Raw genomic sequence first — 25,679 nt, forward strand, 5'->3', positions numbered from 1 at the left:
GGGCATGTTGATCACGACCGAGGCACGCGGCAATGCGGCTTCGCATATCAAGGACATGGGCGAGACCGTGCAACGGCTGACCTCTGCCCGCGACCAGCACGAATCCCTGGCGGATGCTGCGCAGCAGGCTGGGGCGCAGGATAAGCAAGGGCAGCAAGCCGATGTTGCACAAGCGATCAAAACGCAAAACGATGCGATCAAGGGCAGCGGCAGTAGCGAAGAGGGCAGCTTCCCGGAACTGTCACAACCGCATCTTGTTCTGGCTAGCCCTGCAGGGATTGAGACCACGACCAGCGGCAGTACCCATATAGCAAGTGACCAGAACACCGCGATCACGACCGGCAAGAGCTTGTCCATCGCCAGCGGCGACAGCCTGTTTGCTAGCATCAGAAATACCTTCCGTTTATTTGTACAAAAGATGGGCATCAAGATGGTGGCTGCGGCCGGCGATATCGATGTCCAGGCGCTGACCGATAGTATCAACATCCTGGCCAAACTCAACATCACCCAGACCGCCAATCGCATCACTATCTCCGCCAAGGAGGAACTGGTCATCAATGGCGGCGGTAGTTATGCCAAATTCAGCGTGGGTGGAATTGAGAAGGGCACTAATGGCGCTTATGTGGCGCATGCGGCTGCGCATAGCCTACCGGGGCCGCAAGCCATGGGGGTTGATACACGCGGCCTTCCTGCGGTCAAAGCTTATAACGAAACATTCATTTTGCTTGACCCCAACGGCAAGCCGCTGGAAAACATGAAGTATACAGTTACCGGCGCCGACGATACGAATCATGCTGCCGAGACTACGGTTCAGGGCGCGACTCCCAGAGTGCATACCGACGCTCCTGAAAAATTGAAATTCGCGTTGCAGTGGGCTGATATCTCTGCGGCCTCGAGTCAGGACGTTTCTAACAATATTTCAAAGGATAACAATGGCTGATGCAACCACCATTGAAGCAATGACCAACGATACACCAGAGTCCTGTGTCAAGGTCCATTGTGGCTGCGAAACTATGTGGTCTTTGGCGCAGCAGTTCAGCTATTTGCGTTTAAGTACGGTCAAGACATATCCCAAAGCCACGTTGATTGGAGATTATGCGGTGCGCGCTAGACGTATTTCGGCGACGTATGCTCGGTTTTATCTGGAGCAGGAAGAAAACGGTCAAGCCGACAAGAAAGGTCGATTTTACTGGATGGCGTTGGGAGCCTTTGCGAGTAAAACCGTAGCTTGTACGCTGGAGGACTGGCGTGTCGAAACGCAAGCAGCAGTAGTATCCAAGAAAACCAAGGAAGGTTTAGGAAAAGGAAATTTCTGGCTGTTCTGCGACATTAGCGGTTGGCATTGGTATTACTGCATGTACCCCGATACATTTGATAGTTGTCTGGATAAACGCAACAGTGACAAATTTGTTCCTGAAGTTCAAGTTCAGACAGCGAAAATGCCTTGGCATGTAGAAGCTTTGTCCAAGATAAATAATTTGCAAGTTTCCAAGGAAATCAGATCGGGATTCGCGAAGGTGAAAGAGTTTGAGAACGAAACCAAGGATGCTGTGCGCAGAAAGATCCAACTGGACCACTTGTTGGATATCGCTGACCACGAGCAAGGCGTAATTTTGCAACCATTGATCTATACAGATCCTGATTTTTCATACTGGCTCGGATTTCAGCGCAAAGCGTGGGTGCGTTGGGCTACACCTAATCTTGAGCTAGTGTTCAATAGCGCCTGCTCAACTGGCAAGTCGGAATATAAATCAGTTGCGCCTGATGATACGAAATTAGAAGATTTTAAGAGTCGGATGAAATGGATCGGATCTGCTGCAAAAGATTTTCATTCGTTGATGGGGCGATATCCGGCTTATATGGAAGGTGAGCTCCGGACAATGGCAAGTTGGGTTGATATGGCGGATAAATGAATAAAGTGCTCAATATACTTCGGCCGTTAACGCTCTTGCTCGTAGGTCTGACCTTACTGGCGGGCTGCCAGGAAAAGAAAGCCAAATTTCCCGATGCAATCATTGAACAGAAAGCCAATGTCATGTCACAACAGGTATCAATCAAAGTAGGTGAGCAAGGCTCCAACTTCTTACAGCGTTATCCTGGTAATGTAAAAATCGTTCATCAGCCGGCAGGCATAGATTTCTACAAAATCGACTGGGATACCAGCCCTCATGGCACCGTGACGATTGAGAACGGTAAACACTCGTTCGTGATTGAGGATGCATTAGGCATATCTGGCGGTCAAGATCTTGGGCCACAGGCAAGTGAAGGATTGTCGGAATTTGATATATATGCGGGTATTACCGCTTCAAATCTCATTGCGCACGATGATGCACGCCAAAAGATGTACTCGCTGTTGCAGGCGCTGGTAGACAAGGGATGGAAACCAATCGTCTCGCCTGGCGATCCTCGCCTAAAAGGTAAGGCTCGGTTGGATTATGTATTGAATACATACAAATATCTCAATCTTGATCCGAGCTATACGCCTACGCTGGAGGAATGGATGCGCATTGAAAGCGGGACTGACTGGCGTTTTTATGCGGACCATCTCTATCTGACCGTGAATTTCACTCGTGAACGTACCTTGACGGATCCCAGCAAACCCGGCGCTTACTTAGTGAACTTCAACATCAAGACCGACCTTCAAGAGTTTAGAGAATATGTGAAACCAGAAGACCGTCAGCGCTGGAAAGAATTATTACCTGCTGCTCTATCCAAGTTGCCGCCAATGCGTGCGCAAAAAGAAACGGAGCTTAAAGCCAAAGGCATCGCGATTGACGATACTTATCGAGATCCGCCGATTCCTGACATGAAGTAAGTGCCCAATTTGAATTGGCCTCGCTTCAGGCGAAGGTCATCTGGCTTGCTACCCCTATGATAAAAGTAGCTGTAAGCCGATGAATTTATCCCGAGATGAGCCGATGAGATCGGTTTCAATAGCTTTGAGAATAATTCGCACACTTCATGAAGCTTAAAAATTTCGGCCCGACACATTGGGTGTCAGTTGCCTTAGCATGGTGGATGATTCTTCCGGTGATTGTTGCGCTGTGGCTTCTATTTGGCAATGACATTAAAGCAGGCTTGTTTGATCTGTTTGAGAAGAAGCCTGTTGTGTACAGCAGGGTTGTCGTTGAAATCGGCGAATCTGGACAAGAATTTGCCTCGAAATATAAAGCGATGTCGATCAAAATGACCGAAATCCCGGGTCGCATTATTACCGTATCCATTGGCCGGCTGCTGCCGAGGGGCGCGTTACCATAAAAAATGGCAGCAGTGCGTTCGAGATCAATACCGTTCTTTCCCTAACTGGGGATTCGGATGATACGTATCCGGTGGAAGGTATATCCGGCTTTTCTGTCAACATGGGACTGCCGCCAAGAAACAGCATATCTCATGACGATGCGCGCCTGAAGTTTTATGCCTTGCTTGAGGCTATTCAGCAAGCCGGCTGGAAGCGATGGATCGGCCCTGGCATGCCGCGCCTTAGCGGTGCGGATGCGTTGCGTTACCAGATGAGTAGTATTGAAAATGCCGCAAGTTTGATGTCTCTTGATCCTGACGACATGCCAGCATTGAATGCGTGGATGAAAATAAAGGACATGAGCGGATGACGATTCTACTTGAACGATGTTTATATGGATGTGCAATTTATGCGGGACCGGAAACGGATGGATCCCAGCCTTCCGGCTGCTTATTTTCTTACGCTGAAACTAGAGAGCAGGGACAGTTTTCAACGAAGTGAATTGGCGTTTGAAGATCGGCCGTGCTGGAAGGAGTGGTATCCGGTCGTGAGAAGCAGGCAAGCAAGAGAGCAAATGCGCTCAGAAGAAAAACTCCGCGCGCTTGGCTTCAAAATTGATGCCGAGTATCGCAATCCAGATGAATAAAATACGAACCTGATGATTGGGATAGCGTTACAGAGCGGGCGGATGGCAATAGGGGGTAGGGAAAAAGCGAGTCTCTTTTGAATCGTAGACTCGTCAAGCTGCGTTAGAGTTTTTTTAGCCGCTTCGCATTCGCCGTAGCCCGCGCATGAAGCGGCTGCAACCCCGTCTGCGCAATATCCGCCAGCGAAGTATTGAACTGCGACACAGCTTCAGCAGAGTTGAGCATGGTGTCATGCGCCAGCTTGTTTTGCCGGTGTCCCGACTGATGCAGATTGCTGCTGCTGGCGACCGACATGAGGTTAACGGCGCCGTTCAGCATTTGCTGGATGGCCAGGCGTGCGGCGTCCTGGTGCATGCTCATCATGCGAATCGCCATGGCGTGCGCGGATTCGGTGATGGCTTCGATTTTTTCCTGGCTCATCAGGTTGAATTCCTTGCGGTCGCGCTGGCTGGGCGCGGGGCCGGCCATGGCCATGCGTGCGGTGCGGTGGCCGATTACCTGCGCCGATGCACTCATCATTTCCCCGGTTTGCAGCATCAGGTCGGTCCATGCGTTGATGGAAGCGGCTGGGCTGCTTAAGCTATCGGGGGCGATGGCGATGGGATTACGGACGCGGTACGATTTCATGGTGACTCCTTGGTGGTCTGACGACGGCAAGCGGCGGTGTGCTCATCCGAGTAGTCTTGATAGCGCTAACAATACCTGCTTTTATTCCTGGATTGGGGCTTTTTTGTGGCGCTGCAACATAATTTTGCAATTGAGCTGTTTCCGTGCTGTAAAAGCAACTAAGCAATGGCTGAAAGTGTCTCATAAAGGCAGTTCGTTAAATTTACCAAATCTTCATAAATCAGTAACATTGCTTCAGGTAAAATCCGAGTATGAAAATTTTGATCAGTAACGACGACGGTTACCTGGCCCCTGGTATTGTTGCCCTCGCGAATGCATTGGCGCCGATTGCGGAAATCGTCGTTGTAGCCCCGGACAGCAACCGTTCCGGCTCTTCCAATTCACTGACCCTGGACCGCCCTTTGTCTGTCCAGCGTGCTGAAAACGGTTTCTATTTCATTAACGGCACGCCGTCCGACTGCGTGCACGTGGCCTTGACCGGTTTGCTGAATTTCCGTCCCGACCTGATCGTTTCCGGCATCAACCAGGGTCAGAACATGGGTGACGATACCCTATATTCCGGCACCGTGGCGGCTGCCACCGAGGGTTTCCTGTTCGGTATCCCGGCGATCGCTTTTTCGCAGTTGCACAAAGGCTGGGACGAACTGGAAGCGGCGGCCATGGTGGCGCGCGATATCGTCGAGCGTCGCTTCGATAACCTGCCGCAGCCTTATCTGCTGAATGTCAATATTCCCAACCTGCCGTACAACCAGCTCAAGCCCGCCCTGGCGACACGGCTCGGCAAGCGGCATGAGTCGGAGCCGGTGATCAAGGCGCAGGATCCGCATGGCCGCGACATCTACTGGATCGGGCCGCCTGGCGGCGCGCGCGATGGCGGCGAAGGCACCGATTTCCACGCGACCGCCAACGGCCATGTCTCGATCACGCCGCTGCAGATCGATCTGACGCATGCGACCCAGCTGGCCGCGCTGAGGAAAGACTTGTCATGACCGACAAGGCCAAGCGTTTTCCGTTGCAGCTGTCATCGGTAGTCGACAAGAAGCCTGCCGCCGACCGCAGCAACCGCAGCGTGGCGACGCCGCAGACTGCGACCAAGAACGCCGCCTGGGAAAATTCACGCAACACGCCGCGTAGCGGCGCCGTGCCTTCAGCGCCGCCGCCGAAGCCGGCGGCTGCCGCTAGCAAGCCGATGGCGCGTCCGGGCGAGACCGCCGGCCATGCCGAGCGCTCCCATTCGATGGTGTCTGACGGTGTGCGCAAAGCCATGGTGGCGCGCGTCGCCAAGCAGGGCGTGAGCGACGCCAAGGTGCTGGCGGCAATGGAAAGCGTGCCGCGCCACATGTTCATGGAGCCGGGCCTGTCGAGCCAGGCATATATCGACGCCTCCTTGCCGATCGGCCATCACCAGACCATTTCGCAGCCATATATCGTGGCGCGCATGATCGAGATCATGCGTGACAACCAGCAGGGCGGCGTTCTCAACCGGGTGCTGGAAATCGGCACCGGCTGCGGCTACCAGGCGGCGGTGCTGTCGCTGGTGGCGAAGGAAGTGTATTCGATCGAACGCATCAAGCCCTTGCATGAACTGGCGCGCAGCAACTTGCGTCCGCTGCGGATTGCCAACATCCGTTTGCATTACGGAGATGGTATGCTTGGGCTGCCGCAGGTGGCGCCTTTCGACGGTATCATCCTGGCGGCAGCGGGGCTTGAAGTGCCGCAGGCGTTATTGGATCAGATGACGATCGGCGGCCGCCTGGTGGCGCCGGTCGGTTCCCGTCATCAAGTACTGCAGCTGATCCAGCGCACCGGTAAATTCGACTGGACCAGCACCACACTGGAAGACTGCCATTTTGTGCCTTTGCGTGCCGGCACGGTTTGAAGACGATTTGTAGCGCAGCTGGCGAAACATATAGCCGAATAAATTGACGAACAATCAGCGACTCAGTCGCACATACTAATATCAATGTAATGAGAATGAAGAAAACTCGCTTTATAGCTTTGGGTGTAATGATTGCCACGCTGGCAGCATGTACCACTCCGCGTACTCCCGCTCCGGTAGTCGAGCGCCGCAGCGGCGGCAGTGTCGCCACCACTGGAACAGCCACTGCCGAGGCGCCGCGCGCAGCCGACGGACATGGTTCTTACACTGTCAAGCAAGGCGATACCTTGTACCGGATCGCATTGGAATTCGGTCAAAGCTATCGTGATATCGTGACCTGGAACAAGCTGGAGAACGCCAACGACATCAAGGTCGGCCAGGTGCTGCGCGTGCAGCCGCCTGACGCCGGTTCCGGCGCAGCCGGCGGCGCCCAGATGGCTAGCGTGGCCACCAGTTCCGGCGTTGAAGTAAGATCCCTGGGCTCGGCGCCGACAGCCGCAGCCGGCGGCAGCGCCGCCAACAAGAGCGGTCCGCGCGGCGACAAGCGGCCATATTCCGACGCCGCATTGGCGGAACTGCAGAAACCGGATGCGCCATCCTCCAGCGATACGCCGAAGACTGTTGCGCCGGCAGTTGCGGCGCCGGCTGCGGCAGTCGCGGCCAGCACGCCGGCGGCTTCGGCGGCATCCGGCGATGAAGACAAAGTAGACTGGATGTGGCCCGCCGAAGGCAAGCAGGTAGGCGCGTTCGACCAGGGCAAGAAGGGCATCGATATTGCCGGCAAATCAGGGCAGTCGGTAGTGGCGGCGGCAGGCGGTAAAGTGATGTATGCGGGCAGCGGTATCCGCGGCTATGGCAATTTGGTTATCATCAAACATACTAGTAGCTTGTTGTCCGCATACGCGCATAATAAGACCATTCTGGTGAAGGAAGGCCAGACCGTAAGCAAGGGCCAGAAAATTGCCGAGATGGGAAATTCGGACAGCGACGTGGTCAAGTTGCACTTCGAAATTCGTCAGCAAGGCAAACCTGTCGATCCATCGAAGTTCCTACCGAACCGCTAAATGAGCGCTAAATGAGCAAACGGCCGACAGATCATCAAGACGAAGAGCATGAGGTCTCATCGGAGCGGTTGGCCGATGATGGGCGCGATGACGACGATGTTGATGTTGTCGCCGAGCGGGATATCGACGATGAAGTAGTTGTGGACGGCGTGGTAGTGGTGGTCGATGGCGTCGAGGAGCTGAAAAAGGTCCTGGCGGCGGAACTGTCGACCGACACCACCCAGCACTACCTGAACCAGATCGGCACCAGGCCGTTGCTGACGGTGACCGAAGAAGTGCATTTCGCCACCTTGGCCAAGCAGGGCAATTTCGACGCCCGGCAGAAAATGATCGAGCACAACCTACGGCTGGTGGTGTCGATCGCCAAGCACTATATCAATCGCGGCGTCGCGCTGCTCGACCTGATCGAGGAAGGCAATCTCGGCTTGATGCGGGCGATCGACAAGTTCGAACCGGAGCGTGGTTTTCGTTTCTCTACCTATGCCACCTGGTGGATACGGCAAAGCATCGAGCGCGCCATCATGAACCAGGCGCGCACGGTGCGCCTGCCGGTGCACATGGTGCGTGAACTGAACCAGATCCTGCGCGCCAAGTATCACCTGGAAGCCCAGCACCACGACGGCAAGGACGCCAGCGCCGAAGACATCGCGCATCTGGTGGATCGCCCGGTGGAAGACGTGCAAGACGTGCTGGCGCTGTCCGAACATGCGGCTTCGCTGGATGCGCCGCTGGACCAGGATCCGCTGGCCAGCCTGATGGACTTGCTGCCCAGCGCGACGGAAGAAAATCCCGATTCCCGCGCCGAGCAGCAGGAAACTTCGATCCTGGTACGGGTCTGGCTGGAAAAGCTGACCGACAAGCAGCGCAATGTGATCATGCGCCGCTTCGGCCTGGACAACGACGATCCGTCCACCCTGGAAGAGCTGGCCGCCGAAATCGGCGTCACGCGCGAACGGGTGCGGCAGATCCAGCAAGAGGCCTTGCTCAAGCTGAAACGCTTGCTGGGCGCCAAGGGTGTTGGCAAGGATTCATTCCTTTAGACCACCGCATCTGCCGGCAGTGCGCTAAGCTGCCCTCAGCGGCCTTGCATGACGCTATAATCTCGGGCTGATTTCACTTCATTTTCCAGGTTGCCGCATGCGGCGGCCTGCAACTGCTTCCTATGCAACAAGACATAATCGATATCAAATCCCTCGACATGGATGCGCGCGGGATCGGCCATTTGCAGAATGAGGACGGCACCCAGGGCAAGGTGATCTTTGTCGAAGGCGCGTTGCCGGGCGAGCGCGTGAGTTTCCTGTCGTATCGCAAGAAGGCCAAGTGGGAAGCGGCCAGCATGACGGCTTTGCACAAGGAATCGGTGCTGCGGGTCAAGCCGCATTGCGCCGTGTTCGGCATCTGCGGCGGCTGCGCCATGCAGCACCTGGAGCCGTCGGCGCAGGTGGCGATCAAGCAGCGCGTGCTGGAAGATAATCTGTGGCATATCGGCAAGATCAAGGCGGAATCCATGCTGCGCCCGATCTACGGCCCGACCTGGGGCTACCGCTACCGTGCCCGCATTTCGGTGCGCAACGTGCCTAAAAAGGGCGGCGTGCTGGTCGGTTTCCATGAACGGAAATCTTCTTTCATCACGGACATGAAAGAGTGCGAGATATTGCCGGCGAATGTTTCGGCGATGCTGGTGCCGCTGCGCCAGCTGATCGCTTCGCTGAGCCTGATCGACCATATTCCGCAGATCGAACTGGCGGTCGGCGAGGGGCCGCAGGGCAAGGTGACGGCGCTGGTGTTGCGCATCATGGCAGCCTTGAGCGCCGATGACGAGGTCAAGCTGAAAGCATTTGCGGATGCGCATCAGGTCAACTGGTGGCTGCAGACCGCTGGTCCGGACAGCGCCTATCCATTCTATCCGGCACAGGGCGAACTGTATTACACCTTGCCGGAATTCGGCGTACGGATGCCGTTCAAGCCGACCGATTTTACCCAGGTGAACCATCAGATCAACCGGGTGCTGGTGGCGCGCGCCTTGCGCTTGCTGGATGTGCAGCCGCAAGACCGCGTGGCCGACCTGTTTTGCGGCCTGGGAAATTTCACTTTGCCGCTGGCGACCCAGGCGCGCGAAGTGGTCGGCATCGAAGGCAGCCAGGCCTTGATCAACCGCGCCGGCGAAAATGCCGCGGTCAATCAGCTGGCCGACAAGACCACCTTCTATTGCCGCAACCTGTTCGAAGCGACTGCCGAAGATTTCATTGCCTTAGGCAAATTCGAGCGCATGCTGATCGATCCGCCGCGCGACGGCGCAGCTGCCGTGTGCGAAGCGATCGTCGGGCTGGCGGCGCTTGACAAGAGCTTCATGCCGCAGCGGATCGTGTATGTTTCGTGCAATCCCTCGACGCTGGCGCGCGACGCCGGCTTGCTGACCGCTGGCGGCTATCGCCTGAGCCAGGCAGGGGTGGTGAACATGTTCCCGCATACCGCGCACGTGGAGTCGATTGCCGTGTTCGATCTGGCTTGATGCCTGGATGTGATGCCGTTGCGCAACTCATGAAAAAACCGGCCCTGGAGCCGGTTTTTTGATTTCTGACCTGAAGCTTTTCTTAATTGCGGTTGCCGCCGAAGATGCCCAGCAGGGACAGCAGGTTGACAAAGATGTTGTAGACATCCAGATACAGGCTCAATGTTGCTGAAATGTAATTTGTCTCGCCGCCATTGATGATGCGCTGCACGTCATACAGGATGTAGGCCGAGAAAATCGCGATCGCGATCACCGATACCGCCAGGTAAAGCGCAGGAATCTGCAGGAAGACATTGGCCAGCGAGGCCAGCAGCAGCACCACGACGCCGGCGAACAGCCATTTGCCCATGTTCGAGAAGTCGCGCTTGCTGACGGTGGCGATACTTGCCATGACGACAAAAACGCTGGCGGTGCCGCCGAACGCCATCATGATCAGGCTGGCGCCGTTGGAGAAGCCGACCAGCGTATGGCCGATCAGGCGCGACAGCATCAGGCCCATGAAGAAGGTGAAGCCGAGCAGCAGCAGCACGCCCCAGCCGCTGTTCTTGGTCTTTTCAATTGCATAAAAGAAACCAAATGCGACCGCCATGAAGGCCATGAAGCCGATCAGCGGGCTGTTGCGGAAGAAGCTGAAGTCCATCTGTACCCCAAGCCAGGCGCCTGCAATCGTCGGCAGCATGGACAGCGCCAGCAGCCAGTACGTATTGCGCAATACGCGATGCTGCGCGCTGAGCGCGGTGCTGCCTGGTGAGTAGGTTGGTTGCAGGTTTGGGTTCATCAAGGACTCCTTTGGAAATTGCAAAAGTATAAAACTGTTGCGATCATAGCACTTGCTAACGACATCTTCGTATATGACAGCAAAGCGGCCAAGTGGTTCTCGGGGCTTCCGGATCGCTATCCAGCCGCTTTTTGGCGGTTTTATAGAGAGATCACCTTGCGTTTTGCCGAGTTTTGACGATTCTATACGGGTGTTTCGTGTTAAAATCAAAGGTTGATTGAACTATTGGCCAGTCACTCATTTAAAGCTTTCATAAAGCACCTTAACCCTTTCTTTCTATTGGAGTTTTTCAGATGGCAATTGAACGCACCCTGTCGATTATCAAACCAGACGCAGTTGCAAAAAACGTAATCGGTCAAATCTACACACGTTTTGAAAACGCTGGCTTGAAGATCGTTGCTGCCCGCATGACGCACCTGACACGCGCTGAAGCCGAAGGCTTCTACGCTGTGCACAGCGAGCGTCCTTTCTTCAAGGACCTGGTTGATTTCATGATCTCCGGTCCAGTCATGATCCAGGCTCTGGAAGGCGAAAACGCAGTATTGAAGCACCGCGACCTGATGGGCGCAACCGATCCTAAGAAGGCAGAAAAGGGCACGATCCGCGCCGATTTCGCCGACTCGATCGACGCTAACGCAGTGCACGGTTCGGACGCAGTGGAAGCCGGCAAGGTTGAAATCGCTTATTTCTTCCCAACGGTCTAAGCTGAATTAAAGTTGTTTGTTGTAGCAGGGCGGAGGCGGCAGGCAGGACGATGCCGCTGCCACCCTGAGTAATATAGAAAACTGGAAATGCCATGACGACTCTCACCAACCTGCTGGATCTGGATCCCGCACAACTGACCGCTTATTGCGGCGAGTTGGGGGAGAAGCCATTCCGCGCCAAACAATTATTGCGCTGGATTCATCAATTCGGCGCGCACGATTTCGATGCAATGACCGATCTGGCCAAGTCATTGCGTGACAAGCTGGCGACCCGGGCGATGATCGCCGCGCCGGCCGTGATCAGCGATCACACTTCGACCGACGGCACCCGCAAGTGGCTGCTCGATGTCGGCCAGGGCAATGCAGTGGAAACGGTGTTCATCCCCGAGGAAAACCGCGGCACCCTGTGCATTTCGACCCAGGCCGGCTGCGCCGTCAACTGCCGTTTTTGCTCTACCGGCAAGCAAGGCTTCAGCCGCAACCTGACAGTCGGTGAAATCATCGGCCAGCTGTGGATGGCCGAGTTCGAATTGCGCAAGTCCAAGGGCGTCGAGCCCGGCCATAAAGGCGAACGCCAGATCACCAACGTGGTGATGATGGGCATGGGCGAGCCTTTGCTGAACTATGAACCGACAGTGACGGCGCTGAAGCTGATGCTGGACGATAACGCCTACGGCCTGTCGCGCCGCCGCGTGACGCTCTCCACCAGCGGCGTGGTGCCGATGATCGACAAGCTGTCGCAGGATTGCGCGGTGGCGATGGCGGTGTCGCTGCATGCCTCCAACGATACCTTGCGCGACGGCCTGGTGCCGCTCAACAAAAAATACCCTCTGCGCGAACTGATGGCTGCCTGCAAGCGCTATCTGGAATTCGCGCCGCGCGATTTCATTACGTTTGAATATTGCATGCTGGATGACGTCAACGATACCGACGCCCACGCGCGCGAGCTGATCGCCCTGGTGCAGGGTCACGGCGGCGGCCCGGTGGTGCCATGCAAATTCAACCTGATTCCGTTTAATCCCTTCCCCGAGTCGGGCCTGAAGCGCTCGAATAATCCCCGGATCAAGGCCTTCGCCCAGATCCTGATGGATGCCGGCATTGTCACCACCGTGCGCAAGACGCGCGGCGACGATATCGACGCTGCCTGCGGCCAGCTGGCGGGGGAAGTGCAAGACCGTACACGCGTGCAGGAACGCATGCAGAAAATGACCGAATATCAGCAGAAATTCGGGAAGAACTTTGGCCGCATCATCGAGGTGTCTGAGTGACAGATCAAGTGAGCAGCAAACTGGGTAGCTGGAGCGGCCGTATCGTGTTTGCTGCGACGGCCTTGTCATTGATGGCCGGCCTGAGCGGCTGCGCCAATCCACCCGTGAGCAGCGACCAGCAGAGCGGATCTACCCGCGAGCTGGCGACTGCATCCGACCAGACCGAGGCGCAGCGCCGTGCCGGCATCCGTTTGCAGCTGGCGGTCGGCTATTACGAGCAGCGTCAGCTGGAAGTGGCGCTGGACGAGATCAAGCAGGCGCTGGTGGCCGACCCTGAAATGGCTGATGCCTACAGCGTGCGCGGCCTGATCTATATGGATATGGGCGAGAACCGGCTGGCTGACGAAAATTTCCAGCGCGCCCTGCGGCTCGATCCGAACAATCCGGATTTTGCCAACAATTATGGCTGGTTTCTGTGTCAGAACGGCCGCGTCAAGGAATCGATAGCGCATTTCCAGGCGGCCTTGAAGAGCCGCACATACCAGTCGCCGGCGAAGGCGCTGACCAATGCCGGCGTCTGCAGTCTCAAATTGAACGATACGGCGTCGGCGGAGCGTTATCTGCTGCAAGCCTTTCAGTTTGACGCCAGCAACCCGCTGACCAACGCCAAGCTGGCGCAGCTGGAATATGACCGCAATGACTATGAGCGGGCCCGGTTTTATATCGGACTCGTATTGAAAACAGATGTGCAAAATGCGGAAGCATTATGGACAGCAATCAAAGTGGAGCGCAAGTTGGGTGACACAGCTGCAGAAGCAAGTTTGGTGACGCAATTACGCCGTCGTTTTGCCGGCTCCCCGGAATTCGCAGCCTATCAGCGCGGAGCGTTCAATGAGTGAGCCGGAACAGTTGAAGCCGACTGCTGTCGATGACGCGCCTGATTTCGACCATGTGGCTGGGCATGCGCCGGGCAGCGCCGGTCCGACCACGCTCGGCAGCCAGCTGGCCGCCAAGCGCGAACAGCTCGGCTGGGCGGTGGCGGAAGTCGCCAGCCACCTGAAGCTGGCGCCGCGCCAGATCGAAGCAATGGAAGCGGATAACTATGCTGCCTTGCCGACCATGGTGATGACGCGCGGCTTTATCCGTTCCTATGCCAAGTTGCTGGACCTGGATGTGAGCGATGCATTGGCCGCCATTTCACCGGCAGCAGCGGCGCAGCCGGTGCGCGCAAGCGCGCACGGCCAGCTGTCTACGCCTTTTTCCGAATCTCGCTTCAGCTTGATGGGGCGCAGTAAATTTGCCTATAAATGGCTGGTCGTGCTGGCGGTGCTGCTGTTGCTGCTGGCCGTGGCGATACGGCTCGATGTGCTGCCGATAGTACAAAATACCTTGCAGTCGCTGACCGAAAAATCTGCCGCATCAGCTCCTGCCGCCGCCAGCGAAGAAGCTGCCGCGTCGTCCGCAGGCGCGGATACCCAGGCCGCCGACAAGGAAGCGAATGCTGCCTTGACGGCAGCGCCGGCTGCTGCTGCAGCGGATGGCGCAGCAGTGACAGGCGCCGGCGTCAATGCGGCGGTAACCGCTCCCGTTGCGGCCAATGCAGCTGCAGTTGCCGCAACCGGAGCGGCTGGCGGCGGTGAATTGAGCCTGAACTTCCGCCAGGATTCGTGGGTCGATGTCAAGCGCGCCGACAACACCGTGCTGATTTCGCGCCTGGTGAAAGCCGGCAGCACGGAAACGGTCGACATGTCGCAGCCGGTCAGCATCATCATCGGCAATATCGCCGGAGTTGACGCCACCTTGCGCGGCGCGCCGCTGGACCTGAAAGCCGGGTCCAAGACCAATGTAGCCCGACTGAACTTGAAATAAGCTTGAAAGAGAGACGTTCATGAATCTTCCGATCGGCTCAGGCCCTAGCGTACGACGTCTCAGCCGCGGCGCGGTGATCAGCTACGGCGAGCGCAAGATCATGGTCGGCGGCGGCGCGCCGGTGGTGGTGCAGTCGATGACCAATACCGATACCGCCGACGCCATCGGCACCGCGATCCAGGTCAAGGACCTGGCGCGCGCCGGTTCCGAACTGGTGCGGATTACCGTGAATAATCCGGAAGCGGCGGCGGCAGTGCCGGCGATTCGCGAGCAGCTGGACAAGATGGGCATCGATGTGCCGCTGGTGGGCGACTTCCATTACAACGGCCATACCTTGCTGAACGACTATCCTGAGTGCGCCCAGGCTTTGTCGAAATACCGCATCAACCCGGGCAACGTGGGCAAGGGCGCCAAGCGCGATACCCAGTATGCGCAGATGATTGAAGCCGCTTGCAAGTACGACAAGCCGGTGCGCATCGGCGTCAACTGGGGCAGTCTTGACCAGGCGCTGCTGGCGCGCATCATGGACGAGAACGCGGCGCGCAGCCAGCCATGGCCGGCGCAGGCAGTGATGTACGAAGCGCTGGTGACTTCGGCCATCGAAAACGCGCAAAGAGCGGAAGAGCTTGGCCTGGCCGCCGACCGCATCATCCTGTCGTGCAAGGTGTCCGGCGTGCAGGACTTGATTGCGGTGTACCGGGAGCTGGCGCGCCGCTGCGACTATCCGCTGCATCTGGGATTGACCGAAGCCGGCATGGGCAGCAAAGGCATCGTTGCCTCGACCGCCGCCTTGTCGGTGCTGCTGCAGGAAGGCATAGGCGACACCATCCGGATTTCGCTGACGCCGGAACCGGGCGGCGACCGCACCCGCGAAGTGATCGTCGGCCAGGAAATCCTGCAGACCATGGGCTTGCGCAAGTTTGCGCCGATGGTGATTGCCTGTCCTGGCTGCGGCCGCACTACGTCGACCGTGTTCCAGGACCTGGCCGACAAGATCCAGACCTATCTGCGCGATCAGATGCCGGTCTGGAAAAAAGCCTATCCGGGCGTGGAGGGCATGAACGTGGCGGTCATGGGTTGCATCGTGAATGGCCCTGGCGAATCCAAGCATGCGAATATCGGCATCAGTTTGCCAGGCACCGGCGAATCGCCGGCGGCGCCGGTATTCATCGACGGCGAGAAGAAACTGACGCTGCGCGGCGAGCGGATTGCCGAAGAATTCCAGGCCGTGGTGCTGGATTATGTGAAGAGCCATTATGGCCAGCCGGCAGCCTGATCCGAATCAAGCAGAGTTACGAAAAATTGATCAAGACCATTGATTACTACGGGTGAATTGAAAAAGAATGTCAGAAAATAAGAAAGCCGAAAAAATCGTCGGCGTCAAAGGAATGAACGATATCCTGCCGGCCGATGCGGCCCTGTGGGAACTGTTTGAAAACACGGTGGAGTCGGTGCTGAAGAGCTACGGCTTCCAGAAGATCCGCACGCCTATCGTCGAGCCGACTGCCTTGTTCGCGCGCGGCCTCGGCGCCGTCACCGATATCGTCGAAAAGGAAATGTATTCCTTCACCGATTCAATGAACGGCGACAACCTGACCCTGCGTCCGGAAAGCACGGCCGGCGTGGTGCGCGCGGCGATCGAACATAACCTGACCTACGACGGTCCCAAGCGGCTCTGGTACAACGGCCCGATGTTCCGCCACGAGCGGCCGCAGCGCGGACGCTATCGCCAGTTCCATCAGGTCGGCGCCGAAGCCCTCGGTTTTACCGGCCCGGATATCGATGCGGAACTGATCATGATGTGCCAGCGGCTGTGGGACGACCTCGGCCTGCAGGATGTCAAGCTGCAGCTGAATTCGATCGGCGATGCGGAAGAGCGCAATCGCCACCGCACCGACCTGATCGCTTATTTTGAGCAGCATCAGGAACTGCTGGACGCCGACGCCCAGCGCCGCTTGCACACCAATCCGCTGCGCATCCTGGACACCAAGAATCCGGCGATGCAGGAGATGGTTAACGCTGCGCCGCAGCTGTTGTCCTACCTGGGCGCGGAATCGCTTGCGCACTTCGAGGGCGTGCAAAAGATCCTGAACCACAACAATATTCCGTTCACCATCAATCCGCGCCTGGTGCGCGGCATGGACTACTACAACCGCACCGTGTTCGAGTGGGTCACCGACCAGCTCGGTTCGCAAGGCACGGTCTGTGGCGGCGGCCGCTACGATCCGCTGGTGGAAATGTTCGGCGGCAAGCCGACCCCGGCCTGCGGCTTCGCCATGGGCGTGGAGCGCTTGCTGGAACTGATGCGCGCCAACGGCGAACAGGCTCAACGCAATGAATGCGACGTCTATCTGGTGCACCAGGGCGAGGCGGCGCAGCTGCAATCGTTCGTGCTGGCAGAACGTTTGCGCAATGCCGGGCTGGATGTTGTGCTACATTGCGCTTCGTCCAATGCCGGCGGCAGTTTCAAGTCGCAGATGAAGCGGGCCGACGCCAGCGGTGCGGCATACGCCATCATCATCGGCGACGATGAGGTCGCCAATCACACCGCGACCGTCAAGACCTTGCGTGCCGACAGCCACGCCGGGCACGAGCACGCGGCCGATGGCGAAAAAGCGAGCGGCGGCAACCAAAGTGTCGTACCTTTCGATGCGGTAAGCGATTATCTGGTTGATCAGATCGTCGGAGCAGGTGACGACCATGGGCACGACCATGGCGATCACGTTCATTATCATCACTAAAATCAACAACTAAAAATCATATGGCATTCGATCTCGACGAACAGGAACAACTGGCAACGCTCAAGAATTGGTGGGATAAGTACGGCAATCTGACCACCTGGGTGCTGATTATCGCGCTGGCGGCGTATGCCGGCTGGTCCGGCTGGAATTACTATCAGCGCAGCCAGGCCTTGCAGGCCTCGCAGCTCTACGACGAGCAGCAAAAGGCCGTGCTGGCGAAAGACAACGCCAAGGTGCAGCGCGCCGCAGCCGATATCCAGCAGAAATTCGGCAGCACCGCCTATGCCGGCATGGCAGCCATGGCGGCCGCCAAGACGGCGTTCGACGCCAATGACCTGAACGCCGCCAAGGATCAGTTGCAGTGGGTGGTCGACCACGGCCACGATGCCGATTACAAAGCCCTGGCTCGCATCCGCCTGGCCGGCATCCTGCTGGACCAGAAGGCTTATGACGACGGCTTGAAAGTGCTGGCCGCCGATTTGCCTGCGCCTTTCGCCAGCGCCGCCGCTGACCGCAAGGGCGACATCCTGGTCGCGCAGAACAAGCTGGACGAAGCGCGCGCCGCTTACCAGCTGGCCCTGGACAAGATGGATAGCAAGAATCCCGGCAAACAATTGATTCAATTGAAACTGGATGCGATTGGCGGAGCTCCAGCCAAAGCGGCAGCCTGATAATTCGAAAAAGGAAGAATATGCGTGTTATGACTATGCGAGCAGTGAAAATTGCCTGTGCCGGCGCTCTGCTGATATTGGGCGGCTGTTCCTTGTTCAGCGGCAAGGCGCCGAGTAATCCACCGGCACCTCTGGTCGAGTTTACGCAAAGCTTGAAAGTGCATCCGGCCTGGACGCAATCGATAGGCGGCGCTTCCATCTTTACCTTCTCGCCTGCGGTTGGCGGCGACAGCGTGTACGCAGCGGCGAATGACGGCACCATCGCCCGCATCGACGCCACAACCGGCGCGCTGGCCTGGAAGATCAATGCCGGCAGCAAGCTGACCGGCGGCGTCGGCACCGACGGCACGACTGTCGCCGTGGCCGGCGACAAGGGCATGCTGCTGGCGTTCGATGCAGCAGGCAAGAAACGCTGGCAGGCACAGGCAAGCAGCGAGATCCTGTCGGCGCCGGCGGTAGGCCAGGGACTGGTGATCGTCCGCAGCCAGGATAACCGCATCGCCGCATACGATGCCGAAACCGGTGAACGCCGCTGGGTCGTGCTGCGCACCTTGCCGCCGCTGACCTTGCGTTCGGCGCCTGGCATCCTGGTTGTTCCACAGGCAACATTCCTGTCCTTGCCAGGCGGCCGTCTGGCAGCCCTGAACCTGACCAACGGCGGTCCGTGGTGGGAAATGGCGATCGGCGATCCGCGCGGCACTACCGAGCTGGAGCGGGTAGCAGACGCTGCCGGCATGCCGGTGATCGTCGGCCGTGAAGTCTGCGCCGTCGCCTATCAGGGCCGGGTTGGCTGTTTTGATGCCGGCAGCGGCACCGCGCACTGGGTCAAGCCGTTTTCCAGCGATGTCGGCGTCGGCAGCGATGGCCACAACATCTATGCCGCTGACGAGCGCGGCGCAATCTCGGCCTTCACATTGGACAGCGGTACGGTAGTATGGCAAAACAAGCAGTTGGCCAATCGTGTCCTGACTACTCCGGTAGTATTGGGCAATACAGTGGTTGTCGGCGATTTTGAAGGGTATATTCACTTCTTGTCGCGTGAAGACGGCGCACTGAAAGCACGGATCCGTGCAGATAGCAGCGCAGTACTGCCGAACCCGGTGGTAGCTGGCTCTAATGTGATTTTTCAAACCAAAGCAGGAACATTGATCGCTATTGCGACAGAGTAAGATTTTAATGAAGCCAGTAATAGCACTTGTAGGACGTCCCAATGTCGGCAAATCGACGTTATTTAATCGCCTGACGCGTTCCCGTGACGCGTTGGTCGCCGATTTGCCCGGCCTGACTCGCGATCGCCATTACGGCGAAGGGCGGGTCGGCGAGCGGCCATTCCTGGTGATTGATACTGGCGGTTTCGAGCCGGTGGCCAAAGAAGGCATCATGCATGAAATGGCCAAGCAGACCAAGCAGGCCGTGGCAGAAGCCGACGTCGTGATCTTTATCGTCGACGGCCGCCAGGGCCTGACGCCGCACGACAAGACCATCACCGACTTCCTGCGCAAATCAGGCCGCTCGGTGATGCTGGTGGTGAACAAGTCCGAAGGGATGAAGTACACCTCGGTCACCGCCGAATTCTATGAGCTTGGCATGGGCGATCCTTACGTGATCTCGGCCGCGCACGGCGACGGCGTCACCGACCTGGTGGAAGAGTCGCTGGACCTGGCGTTCGCACAGCGTCCGCCGGAAGTGGAAGAGCCGGATGGCAAGGAAGACCGCGGCATCAAGATCGCCATCGTCGGCCGGCCGAACGTCGGCAAGTCGACCCTGGTCAATACCTTGCTGGGCGAAGAGCGCGTGATTGCATTCGACATGCCTGGCACGACCCGCGATTCGATCGAGATCCCGTTCGAGCGCGACGGCAAGAAATACACCTTGATCGACACCGCCGGCATCCGTCGCCGCGGCAAGGTGTTTGAAGCCATCGAAAAGTTTTCGGTGGTCAAGACCTTGCAATCGATTTCGGAAGCCAATGTGGTCCTGCTGCTGCTGGACGCTCAGCAGGATATCTCCGAGCAGGACGCCCACATCGCCGGCTTCGTGCTGGAAACCGGCCGTGCGCTGGTGGTCGGCGTCAACAAATGGGATGGCCTGACCAGCGACCGCCGCGATGAAATCAAGATGGACATGGATCGCAAGCTGAATTTCCTGTCGTTTGCGAAATTCCATTTCATTTCCGCATTGAAGTCGACCGGCATCACGCCGTTGATGAAGTCCATCGATTCCGCTTATGCGGCAGCGATGTCCAACCTGACCACGCCGAAACTGACGCGTGCCCTGATCGAAGCGGTGGAGCATCAGCAGCCGCGGCGCAAGGGTTCGATCCGTCCGAAACTGCGGTATGCCCACCAGGGCGGCATGAATCCGCCTATCGTCGTCATCCATGGCAATGCCCTGGAATCGATCGAGGATAACTATAAACGTTATCTGGAAAAACATTTCCGCGAAACTTTTTCGCTGGTTGGGACTCCATTACGTATCGAATTCAGATCTAGCCGGAATCCATACGCGCGCCAGGAAAAATAATCTTTTAAAAATACTTTTTTCTAAGCAGTAAATCTGAAAATCGTTTACATTCGTAAAACACCCACCGAGTCATTCACTTAGAATCATATTGGTTCTAATATGCATTTTGCATTTGACTTCTAATCACAACAACACAGTGGAGTAGCCATGAGTAATAAAGGGCAATTGTTACAAGACCCGTTTTTGAACGCCTTGCGCAAAGAGCATGTTCCGGTTTCTATCTACCTGGTCAACGGCATCAAGCTGCAGGGCCATATCGAATCTTTCGACCAATACGTCGTTTTACTGCGTAATACCGTTACCCAAATGGTATACAAACACGCCATCTCAACCGTTGTTCCTGCACGCGCTGTCAATCTGAATCTTGAATCTGAAGCAGAATAACCATTTGCCGGCCGCTTTGTCACAGAGCGGGGCGGCTACTCGATTGTTCCTATGCGCGCAGCGCTAGTCGGAGTGGACTTCGGCAAAGGTGACTTTGCCGCGAGTCTTGAAGAGCTTTCCTTGCTGGCCAAGTCTGCCGGTGCGCTGCCGTTTGTCACCATTACCGGCAAGCGCAGCAGCCCGGATGCCGCCTTGTTTGTCGGTTCCGGCAAGGCGCAGGAAATCGCCGATGCCGTGTTTGACGACGAGCTTGAAATCGTTATTTTCAATCATGCCTTGTCGCCCGCGCAGCAGCGCAATCTTGAGCGCGTACTCAAAGTAAGAGTCCTGGACCGGACCAGTCTGATCCTCGATATCTTTGCCCAAAGAGCCAAAAGCCATGAAGGTAAAGTGCAGGTTGAACTTGCGCAATTGCAGCATCTGGCGACGCGCCTGATCCGCGGCTGGACTCACTTGGAACGGCAAAAGGGCGGTATCGGCCTGCGCGGTCCGGGTGAAACGCAGCTGGAAACCGACCGCCGCCTGCTGGGCGACCGGGTCAAGGCCTTGCGCGCACGGCTGGACAAGCTGCACAAGCAGCATGCAACGCAAAGGCGGGCACGCGGCCGCAGTGCGACGATTTCGATTTCGCTGGTGGGTTACACCAACGCCGGCAAGTCGACCTTGTTCAATGCGCTGGCCAAGGCTGGCGTCTATGCAGCCGATCAGCTGTTTGCAACGCTGGACACTACGTCCCGACGAGTATATCTGGGCGAGGCGGGCAGCGTGGTGATTTCCGATACGGTCGGGTTCATTCGTGAATTGCCGCACCAGCTGGTGGCGGCATTCCGCGCTACCCTGGAAGAAACCATCCATGCCGATCTGCTTTTGCATGTGGTCGATGCGGCAAGTCCGGCGCGCATGGAGCAGATCGAGCAGGTCAACCTGGTGCTGAAGGAAATCGGCGCCGATCATATTCCGCAGATTCTGGTGTGGAACAAGATTGATGCAGCGGAACTGGAGCCTTCGGTCGAGCGTGATGAGTATGATAAAATTCAGCGAGTTTTTGTCAGCGCGCAAAAGGGCATAGGACTGGATTTATTACGCCAGGCCATTACAGAATTTGTTGTCCAGGCACCAACAGCAATGGCCTATCCGGCGCCGGCTGCGGATCTTGAGAATAACCACATTAAACAGGTGTGAAGCAGTTTTAAACAAATTCTTACAAGTTCTTATAAGGCAACGGTAACAGGCCACTGTAAGCGAGCAACGTTGACCAAGCGCCTCTCACGAGCATTCCAACCTATTTGTTTTATTTACTTAAAGATAACGATCGAATGCTTGGTACCCTATTCAAAAAACTTGGTGTGAAATTTTCGTTGAACGACCCGCAATGGGGCCGTAATTCGCAAAATGACAACAAGCAAAACAACGACGGCAAGAAGCCAAACAATGGCGGCCCGCCGGACCTGGATAAGCTGTGGCAGGACTTTAACCAGCGCCTGACGCGCCTGCTCGGCAACAAGAGCGGCGGTGGCGGCGATCCCAGCGGCGGCGGCTTCAATCCAGGCATGAAGGGCGCTGGCGTCGGCGTCGGCGCGATTGCCGTGGTAGTGGCCTTGCTGTGGCTGGCCAGCGGTTTCTTTACCGTGCAGGAAGGCCAGACCGGCGTTGTGATGACATTCGGCAAATACAGCCATTCGACCACGCCGGGTTTCAACTGGCGCTGGCCTTATCCGATCCAGAGCCATGAAATCGTCAACGTTTCCCAGGTGCGCACGGTGGAAGTGGGCTACCGCGCCAACGCCAAGAACAAGCAGCCGAAAGAAGCCCTGATGCTGACCGATGATGAAAACATCATCGACATCCAGTTCGCAGTGCAGTACACGCTGAAAAGCGCTTCCGACTGGGTTTTCAATGTACGCGATCCGGAAGAGACCGTACGCCAGGTGGCGGAAACCGCGATTCGCGAAGTGGTCGGCAAGAGCAAGATGGATTTTGTGCTGTACGAAGGCCGCGAGAAAGTCGCGCTGGACACCAGCCAGTTGATGCAGCAGATCCTGGACCGCTATAAGGTCGGCGTGCAGATCACCAATGTCACCATGCAAGGCGTACAACCGCCGGAACAGGTGCAGGCAGCGTTCGACGATGCAGTCAAGGCCAGCCAGGATCGCGAGCGTCAGAAGAACGAAGGCCAAGCCTACGCCAACGACGTGATTCCAAAGGCGCGCGGCGCGGCATCGCGTTTGCTGCAGGAAGCCGAAGCATACAGTGCGCGGGTGACTGCCAATGCGGAAGGCGATGCCTCGCGCTTCAAGCAGGTTCTGACGGAATACCAGAAAGCGCCGGCAGTGACACGGGACCGGATGTATCTGGACACCATGCAACAGATTTTTGCGAACACGACAAAAGTAATGGTTGATGCTAAAAGCGGGAGTAATTTATTGTATTTGCCATTGGATAAACTGATTTCGCAATCGGTGTCAGGCGCCGCACCGGCCGCCAGCGGCGGTAGCGGCACGATTCCATCGACAGTGATGAAGGACGGCGCCAGCACGGTAGAGCAGCGGCCGCAGCCGGATGATCGTTCGCGCGATAGCCGCGACTCCCGTGATCGGGAGGGCCGATAATGAATCGCCTTATCTCATTGCTGGTATGTATCTTCCTGGCGCTTTGGCTGATGTTTTCGACTATCTTCGTCGTCGACCAGCGCCAGTACGCGATCCTGTTCGCCTTCGGCGAAGTCAAGCAGGTGATCAACGAGCCAGGCTTGCATTTCAAGTTGCCGCCACCGTTCCAGAACGTGCTGTTCCTGGATAAGCGCATCCTGACCATCGATCCGCCGGATACCGACCGTTTCATCACGGCCGAGAAGATGAACATCCTGATCGACGCCTTTGTCAAATGGCGGATTACCGATCCGAAACTGTATTTCGTCAGTTTCGGCGGCGATGAAAAGCGTGCGCAAGACCGCATGTCGCAAATCGTCAAGGCGGCCCTGAACGATGAAATCACCAAGCGTACCGTGCGTGAAGTGATTTCCGGCCAGCGCGGCAAGGTCATGGATTCGATCCGCGCCAAGGTGGCGGAAGAAGCCAAGCAGATCGGCGTCGATATCATCGATGTGCGTCTCAAGCGCGTGGACTATGTCGACCAGATCAATGCATCCGTGTATGACCGCATGAAGTCAGAGCGTCTGCGGGTCGCCAACGAACTGCGTTCCACCGGTTCTGCCGATTCGGAAAAGATTCGTGCCGATGCCGACAAGCAGCGCACGGTGATTCTGGCGGAAGCTTATCGCGACGCTGAAAAGATGCGCGGCGAGGGCGATGCCAAGGCTTCGCAGATCTATGCTCAGGCATTTGGCCAGAATCCGGAGTTCTACAAGTTCTACCGCAGCCTTGAAGCGTATCGCGCCAGCTTCAAGACCCGCCAGGACTTGATGGTGGTTGATCCGAATTCGGAATTCTTCAAATATTTCCGCAGTCCGGCCGGTGGTGGAGCAGCAGCGCCAGCCAAAAAATAAGCCAGCCGCTGTCGTAATAAAGTAATCTGGGAATGGCGCCCTCGCTTGAGGCGCCATTCCTTATTTTCGCCGGCAGAATACTTGTGACGTTGTTGCAAGGAAGCAGGCCCGTTAAAGTTAATGATGTTGTTTTTCTGGTAAGCGGATTGCGCTCGCCGCTGACAAGTAACCTTCCTGAGATTCATTTTTCCTATGCCGAATTGGCTTCTCCCTGAAAATATCGCCGACGTCCTGCCGTCCGAGGCGCGCAAGATAGAAGATCTGCGTCGTCTGATCCTGGACAATTTCCGCCTGTATGGTTACGAGCTGGTCATGCCGCCCATGCTGGAATACCTGGAGTCGCTGCTGGCCGGCGCCGGCCAGGACACTGACCTGCGTACTTTCAAGCTGGTCGACCAGCTGTCCGGCCGCACCCTCGGCATCCGTGCCGACATGACCACCCAGGTGGCGCGCATCGATGCGCATTTGCTGAACCGCGAGTCGGTGACCCGCCTGTGCTATGTCGGCAGCGTCCTGCATACGCGCCAGATCGGCTTGCACGCCACCCGCGAGCCGCTGCAGATCGGCGCTGAAATCTACGGCCACCTTGGCCTCGAGGCTGATGCCGAAATCCAGGAACTGGCGCTGGCGACCCTGGCCTTGGCCGGGATTGCCCAGGTGCGCCTGGATTTGTGCCATGTCGGCATCCTGCGCACCATCATCGGCGGCGATCGCGCTGCAAAAGTGGATGAAAGTGCACTGGTAGGGTTGCTTGAAGCCAAGGATTTGCCAGGCTTGCGTACCATCAGCGTCGATTACAAACCGGAAACCCGGGCCGCGCTGCTGGCGCTGCCAGGTTTATACGGCGACGCCAGCGTGCTGCAGCAGGCGCGGCAGCAGCTGCCCGCCTTGCCGGCCATCGCCAAAGCGCTTGACGAACTGGAAACCCTGGCGGAAGCTGCCGGGAAAGATTGCGTAACCGTCGATTTAGCCGATTTACGCGGGTATCATTACGAAAGTGGTTTGATTTTCGCCGCCTACGTCCCCGGCTTGCCGAATGCGATACTGCGCGGCGGTCGCTACGACGTCGGCGCGGCATTCGGGCGTTCGCGGCCGGCGACCGGCTTCTCGATGGATTTGCGAGAGCTGGCAAGACTGATTCCGGTAGCAATCCGCAAGCGCGCGATCCATGCGCCTTGGGGAGTTGAGGCAGGTTTGAAGGAAAAGATCGTTGAATTGCGCAAGGCTGGGGAAGTTGTGATCCAGAGTCTGCCCGGTCATGAAAACGATCAAGACGAGTTCGATTGCGACCGCGCGGTTGTACTCGAAAATGGAAACTGGATTATCAAA

At 57.1% G+C, this 25,679-nt stretch carries 27 protein-coding genes; 25 read left to right on the plus strand and 2 right to left on the minus strand.

The annotated features are described in order from the left end of the window. From VNZ65_RS03195 to VNZ65_RS03220, 6 genes are all read left to right on the plus strand, one after another. Positions 1-940, plus strand: a 940-nt coding sequence (locus VNZ65_RS03195; RefSeq protein WP_325665997.1) for a DUF2345 domain-containing protein, incomplete at its 5' end; no start/stop codon positions are given. After that, complete coding sequence (locus VNZ65_RS03200; protein WP_325665999.1) at positions 933-1,913, plus strand: DUF2515 family protein; 981 nt, start codon at positions 933-935, stop codon at positions 1,911-1,913. The genes VNZ65_RS03195 and VNZ65_RS03200, both read left to right, overlap by 8 nt. Continuing rightward, the gene (locus tag VNZ65_RS03205; RefSeq protein ID WP_325666001.1) at positions 1,910-2,815 is read left to right on the plus strand and encodes a hypothetical protein; all 906 of its coding nucleotides are present in this window, start codon (positions 1,910-1,912) and stop codon (positions 2,813-2,815) included. Before VNZ65_RS03200 ends, VNZ65_RS03205 begins: the two co-directional genes overlap by 4 nt. A gap of 146 nt (positions 2,816-2,961) precedes the next feature. Further along, on the plus strand, positions 2,962-3,258 hold the full coding sequence (locus VNZ65_RS03210; RefSeq protein ID WP_325666003.1) for a hypothetical protein: 297 nt from the start codon (positions 2,962-2,964) through the stop codon (positions 3,256-3,258). Between the two features lie 71 nt (positions 3,259-3,329). Then, on the plus strand, positions 3,330-3,608 hold the full coding sequence (locus VNZ65_RS03215) for a hypothetical protein (protein ID WP_325666005.1): 279 nt from the start codon (positions 3,330-3,332) through the stop codon (positions 3,606-3,608). Positions 3,609-3,617: 9 nt separating this feature from the next. Further along, entirely contained in the window at positions 3,618-3,884 is a 267-nt protein-coding gene (locus tag VNZ65_RS03220) for a hypothetical protein (protein ID WP_325666007.1), read from the plus strand. A 103-nt stretch (positions 3,885-3,987) separates the two neighbouring features. Here VNZ65_RS03220 and VNZ65_RS03225 read toward each other — a convergent pair whose 3' ends face one another. Next, positions 3,988-4,512, minus strand: a complete 525-nt coding sequence (locus VNZ65_RS03225) for a polyhydroxyalkanoate granule-associated phasin (protein ID WP_325666009.1) — start codon at positions 4,510-4,512, stop codon at positions 3,988-3,990. Between the two features lie 251 nt (positions 4,513-4,763). Here VNZ65_RS03225 and surE point away from each other — a divergent pair, with 251 nt between their 5' ends. From surE to rlmD, 5 genes are all read left to right on the plus strand, one after another. Continuing rightward, the gene (surE, locus tag VNZ65_RS03230; RefSeq protein WP_325666011.1) at positions 4,764-5,501 is read left to right on the plus strand and encodes a 5'/3'-nucleotidase SurE; all 738 of its coding nucleotides are present in this window, start codon (positions 4,764-4,766) and stop codon (positions 5,499-5,501) included. After that, positions 5,498-6,391: a protein-L-isoaspartate(D-aspartate) O-methyltransferase gene (locus tag VNZ65_RS03235; RefSeq protein WP_325666013.1), complete on the plus strand. Its 894-nt coding sequence runs from the start codon at positions 5,498-5,500 to the stop codon at positions 6,389-6,391. Before surE ends, VNZ65_RS03235 begins: the two co-directional genes overlap by 4 nt. Before the next feature lie 95 nt (positions 6,392-6,486). Further along, positions 6,487-7,455 carry a peptidoglycan DD-metalloendopeptidase family protein gene (locus VNZ65_RS03240; RefSeq protein ID WP_325666015.1) on the plus strand — a complete coding sequence of 323 codons (969 nt, stop codon included), beginning with the start codon at positions 6,487-6,489 and terminating at the stop codon, positions 7,453-7,455. A gap of 11 nt (positions 7,456-7,466) precedes the next feature. Then, on the plus strand, positions 7,467-8,495 hold the full coding sequence (rpoS, locus tag VNZ65_RS03245; RefSeq protein ID WP_325666017.1) for an RNA polymerase sigma factor RpoS: 1,029 nt from the start codon (positions 7,467-7,469) through the stop codon (positions 8,493-8,495). Between the two features lie 122 nt (positions 8,496-8,617). Beyond that, positions 8,618-9,967 (plus strand): 23S rRNA (uracil(1939)-C(5))-methyltransferase RlmD, encoded by a 1,350-nt coding sequence (gene rlmD / locus VNZ65_RS03250; protein WP_325666019.1) that lies wholly within the window; start codon positions 8,618-8,620, stop codon positions 9,965-9,967. Positions 9,968-10,049: 82 nt separating this feature from the next. Here rlmD and VNZ65_RS03255 read toward each other — a convergent pair whose 3' ends face one another. Then, positions 10,050-10,745, minus strand: coding sequence for a Bax inhibitor-1/YccA family protein (locus VNZ65_RS03255; protein WP_062115974.1), 696 nt, complete (start codon positions 10,743-10,745; stop codon positions 10,050-10,052). 293 nt (positions 10,746-11,038) lie between these two features. Between VNZ65_RS03255 and ndk the strand changes: the two genes are divergently transcribed. The 14 genes from ndk to VNZ65_RS03325 form a co-directional block, all read left to right on the plus strand. Then, positions 11,039-11,449 carry a nucleoside-diphosphate kinase gene (gene ndk, locus VNZ65_RS03260; RefSeq protein WP_061940285.1) on the plus strand — a complete coding sequence of 137 codons (411 nt, stop codon included), beginning with the start codon at positions 11,039-11,041 and terminating at the stop codon, positions 11,447-11,449. A 92-nt stretch (positions 11,450-11,541) separates the two neighbouring features. Continuing rightward, positions 11,542-12,717, plus strand: coding sequence for a 23S rRNA (adenine(2503)-C(2))-methyltransferase RlmN (gene rlmN, locus VNZ65_RS03265; RefSeq protein WP_061940287.1), 1,176 nt, complete (start codon positions 11,542-11,544; stop codon positions 12,715-12,717). A gap of 71 nt (positions 12,718-12,788) precedes the next feature. Next, positions 12,789-13,556, plus strand: a complete 768-nt coding sequence (pilW, locus tag VNZ65_RS03270) for a type IV pilus biogenesis/stability protein PilW (protein WP_414649030.1) — start codon at positions 12,789-12,791, stop codon at positions 13,554-13,556. Beyond that, the gene (locus tag VNZ65_RS03275) at positions 13,549-14,526 is read left to right on the plus strand and encodes a helix-turn-helix domain-containing protein (RefSeq protein ID WP_325666028.1); all 978 of its coding nucleotides are present in this window, start codon (positions 13,549-13,551) and stop codon (positions 14,524-14,526) included. The genes pilW and VNZ65_RS03275 overlap by 8 nt, the downstream gene beginning before the upstream one ends. Before the next feature lie 19 nt (positions 14,527-14,545). Next, on the plus strand, positions 14,546-15,802 hold the full coding sequence (gene ispG / locus VNZ65_RS03280; protein WP_325666030.1) for a flavodoxin-dependent (E)-4-hydroxy-3-methylbut-2-enyl-diphosphate synthase: 1,257 nt from the start codon (positions 14,546-14,548) through the stop codon (positions 15,800-15,802). 67 nt (positions 15,803-15,869) lie between these two features. Then, positions 15,870-17,267: a histidine--tRNA ligase gene (gene hisS / locus VNZ65_RS03285; protein WP_325666031.1), complete on the plus strand. Its 1,398-nt coding sequence runs from the start codon at positions 15,870-15,872 to the stop codon at positions 17,265-17,267. A gap of 20 nt (positions 17,268-17,287) precedes the next feature. Further along, on the plus strand, positions 17,288-17,938 hold the full coding sequence (locus VNZ65_RS03290) for a tetratricopeptide repeat protein (RefSeq protein WP_325666033.1): 651 nt from the start codon (positions 17,288-17,290) through the stop codon (positions 17,936-17,938). A 29-nt stretch (positions 17,939-17,967) separates the two neighbouring features. Beyond that, positions 17,968-19,107 (plus strand): outer membrane protein assembly factor BamB, encoded by a 1,140-nt coding sequence (bamB, locus tag VNZ65_RS03295; RefSeq protein ID WP_325666035.1) that lies wholly within the window; start codon positions 17,968-17,970, stop codon positions 19,105-19,107. Positions 19,108-19,114: 7 nt separating this feature from the next. After that, entirely contained in the window at positions 19,115-20,461 is a 1,347-nt protein-coding gene (der, locus tag VNZ65_RS03300; protein WP_325666037.1) for a ribosome biogenesis GTPase Der, read from the plus strand. A gap of 147 nt (positions 20,462-20,608) precedes the next feature. Next, positions 20,609-20,845 carry an RNA chaperone Hfq gene (gene hfq / locus VNZ65_RS03305; protein WP_019141241.1) on the plus strand — a complete coding sequence of 79 codons (237 nt, stop codon included), beginning with the start codon at positions 20,609-20,611 and terminating at the stop codon, positions 20,843-20,845. Between the two features lie 51 nt (positions 20,846-20,896). After that, entirely contained in the window at positions 20,897-22,027 is a 1,131-nt protein-coding gene (gene hflX / locus VNZ65_RS03310) for a GTPase HflX (protein ID WP_325666047.1), read from the plus strand. Positions 22,028-22,161: 134 nt separating this feature from the next. Next, a complete protein-coding gene (gene hflK, locus VNZ65_RS03315) occupies positions 22,162-23,454 on the plus strand; it encodes an FtsH protease activity modulator HflK (RefSeq protein ID WP_325666049.1) in 1,293 nt (430 codons plus the stop codon). After that, the gene (gene hflC / locus VNZ65_RS03320) at positions 23,454-24,350 is read left to right on the plus strand and encodes a protease modulator HflC (protein WP_325666051.1); all 897 of its coding nucleotides are present in this window, start codon (positions 23,454-23,456) and stop codon (positions 24,348-24,350) included. Before hflK ends, hflC begins: the two co-directional genes overlap by 1 nt. Before the next feature lie 192 nt (positions 24,351-24,542). Continuing rightward, a partial coding sequence (locus VNZ65_RS03325; protein ID WP_325666053.1) for an ATP phosphoribosyltransferase regulatory subunit occupies positions 24,543-25,679 on the plus strand: 1,137 nt, incomplete at its 3' end.

This window comes from Collimonas sp., from assembly GCF_035566555.1.
Lineage (GTDB): Bacteria > Pseudomonadota > Gammaproteobacteria > Burkholderiales > Burkholderiaceae_D > Collimonas.

Excerpts from the sequence above, each read along its gene's own strand:
- ispG (WP_325666030.1), top strand. The coding sequence starts at position 14,546 with ATGAATCTTCCGATCGGCTCAGGCCCTAGCGTACGACGTCTCAGCCGC.
- VNZ65_RS03275 (WP_325666028.1), top strand. The coding sequence starts at position 13,549 with ATGAGTGAGCCGGAACAGTTGAAGCCGACTGCTGTCGATGACGCGCCT.
- surE (WP_325666011.1), top strand. The coding sequence starts at position 4,764 with ATGAAAATTTTGATCAGTAACGACGACGGTTACCTGGCCCCTGGTATT.
- hflC (WP_325666051.1), top strand. The coding sequence starts at position 23,454 with ATGAATCGCCTTATCTCATTGCTGGTATGTATCTTCCTGGCGCTTTGG.
- VNZ65_RS03235 (WP_325666013.1), top strand. The coding sequence starts at position 5,498 with ATGACCGACAAGGCCAAGCGTTTTCCGTTGCAGCTGTCATCGGTAGTC.
- VNZ65_RS03205 (WP_325666001.1), top strand. The coding sequence starts at position 1,910 with ATGAATAAAGTGCTCAATATACTTCGGCCGTTAACGCTCTTGCTCGTA.
- VNZ65_RS03290 (WP_325666033.1), top strand. The coding sequence starts at position 17,288 with ATGGCATTCGATCTCGACGAACAGGAACAACTGGCAACGCTCAAGAAT.
- VNZ65_RS03225 (WP_325666009.1), bottom strand. The coding sequence starts at position 4,512 with ATGAAATCGTACCGCGTCCGTAATCCCATCGCCATCGCCCCCGATAGC.
- rlmN (WP_061940287.1), top strand. The coding sequence starts at position 11,542 with ATGACGACTCTCACCAACCTGCTGGATCTGGATCCCGCACAACTGACC.
- pilW (WP_414649030.1), top strand. The coding sequence starts at position 12,789 with ATGGCCGGCCTGAGCGGCTGCGCCAATCCACCCGTGAGCAGCGACCAG.
- rlmD (WP_325666019.1), top strand. The coding sequence starts at position 8,618 with ATGCAACAAGACATAATCGATATCAAATCCCTCGACATGGATGCGCGC.
- der (WP_325666037.1), top strand. The coding sequence starts at position 19,115 with ATGAAGCCAGTAATAGCACTTGTAGGACGTCCCAATGTCGGCAAATCG.
- hisS (WP_325666031.1), top strand. The coding sequence starts at position 15,870 with ATGTCAGAAAATAAGAAAGCCGAAAAAATCGTCGGCGTCAAAGGAATG.
- hflX (WP_325666047.1), top strand. The coding sequence starts at position 20,897 with ATGCGCGCAGCGCTAGTCGGAGTGGACTTCGGCAAAGGTGACTTTGCC.
- hfq (WP_019141241.1), top strand. The coding sequence starts at position 20,609 with ATGAGTAATAAAGGGCAATTGTTACAAGACCCGTTTTTGAACGCCTTG.
- ndk (WP_061940285.1), top strand. The coding sequence starts at position 11,039 with ATGGCAATTGAACGCACCCTGTCGATTATCAAACCAGACGCAGTTGCA.
- VNZ65_RS03200 (WP_325665999.1), top strand. The coding sequence starts at position 933 with ATGGCTGATGCAACCACCATTGAAGCAATGACCAACGATACACCAGAG.
- VNZ65_RS03255 (WP_062115974.1), bottom strand. The coding sequence starts at position 10,745 with ATGAACCCAAACCTGCAACCAACCTACTCACCAGGCAGCACCGCGCTC.
- VNZ65_RS03210 (WP_325666003.1), top strand. The coding sequence starts at position 2,962 with ATGAAGCTTAAAAATTTCGGCCCGACACATTGGGTGTCAGTTGCCTTA.
- bamB (WP_325666035.1), top strand. The coding sequence starts at position 17,968 with ATGACTATGCGAGCAGTGAAAATTGCCTGTGCCGGCGCTCTGCTGATA.
- VNZ65_RS03240 (WP_325666015.1), top strand. The coding sequence starts at position 6,487 with ATGAAGAAAACTCGCTTTATAGCTTTGGGTGTAATGATTGCCACGCTG.
- hflK (WP_325666049.1), top strand. The coding sequence starts at position 22,162 with ATGCTTGGTACCCTATTCAAAAAACTTGGTGTGAAATTTTCGTTGAAC.
- rpoS (WP_325666017.1), top strand. The coding sequence starts at position 7,467 with ATGAGCAAACGGCCGACAGATCATCAAGACGAAGAGCATGAGGTCTCA.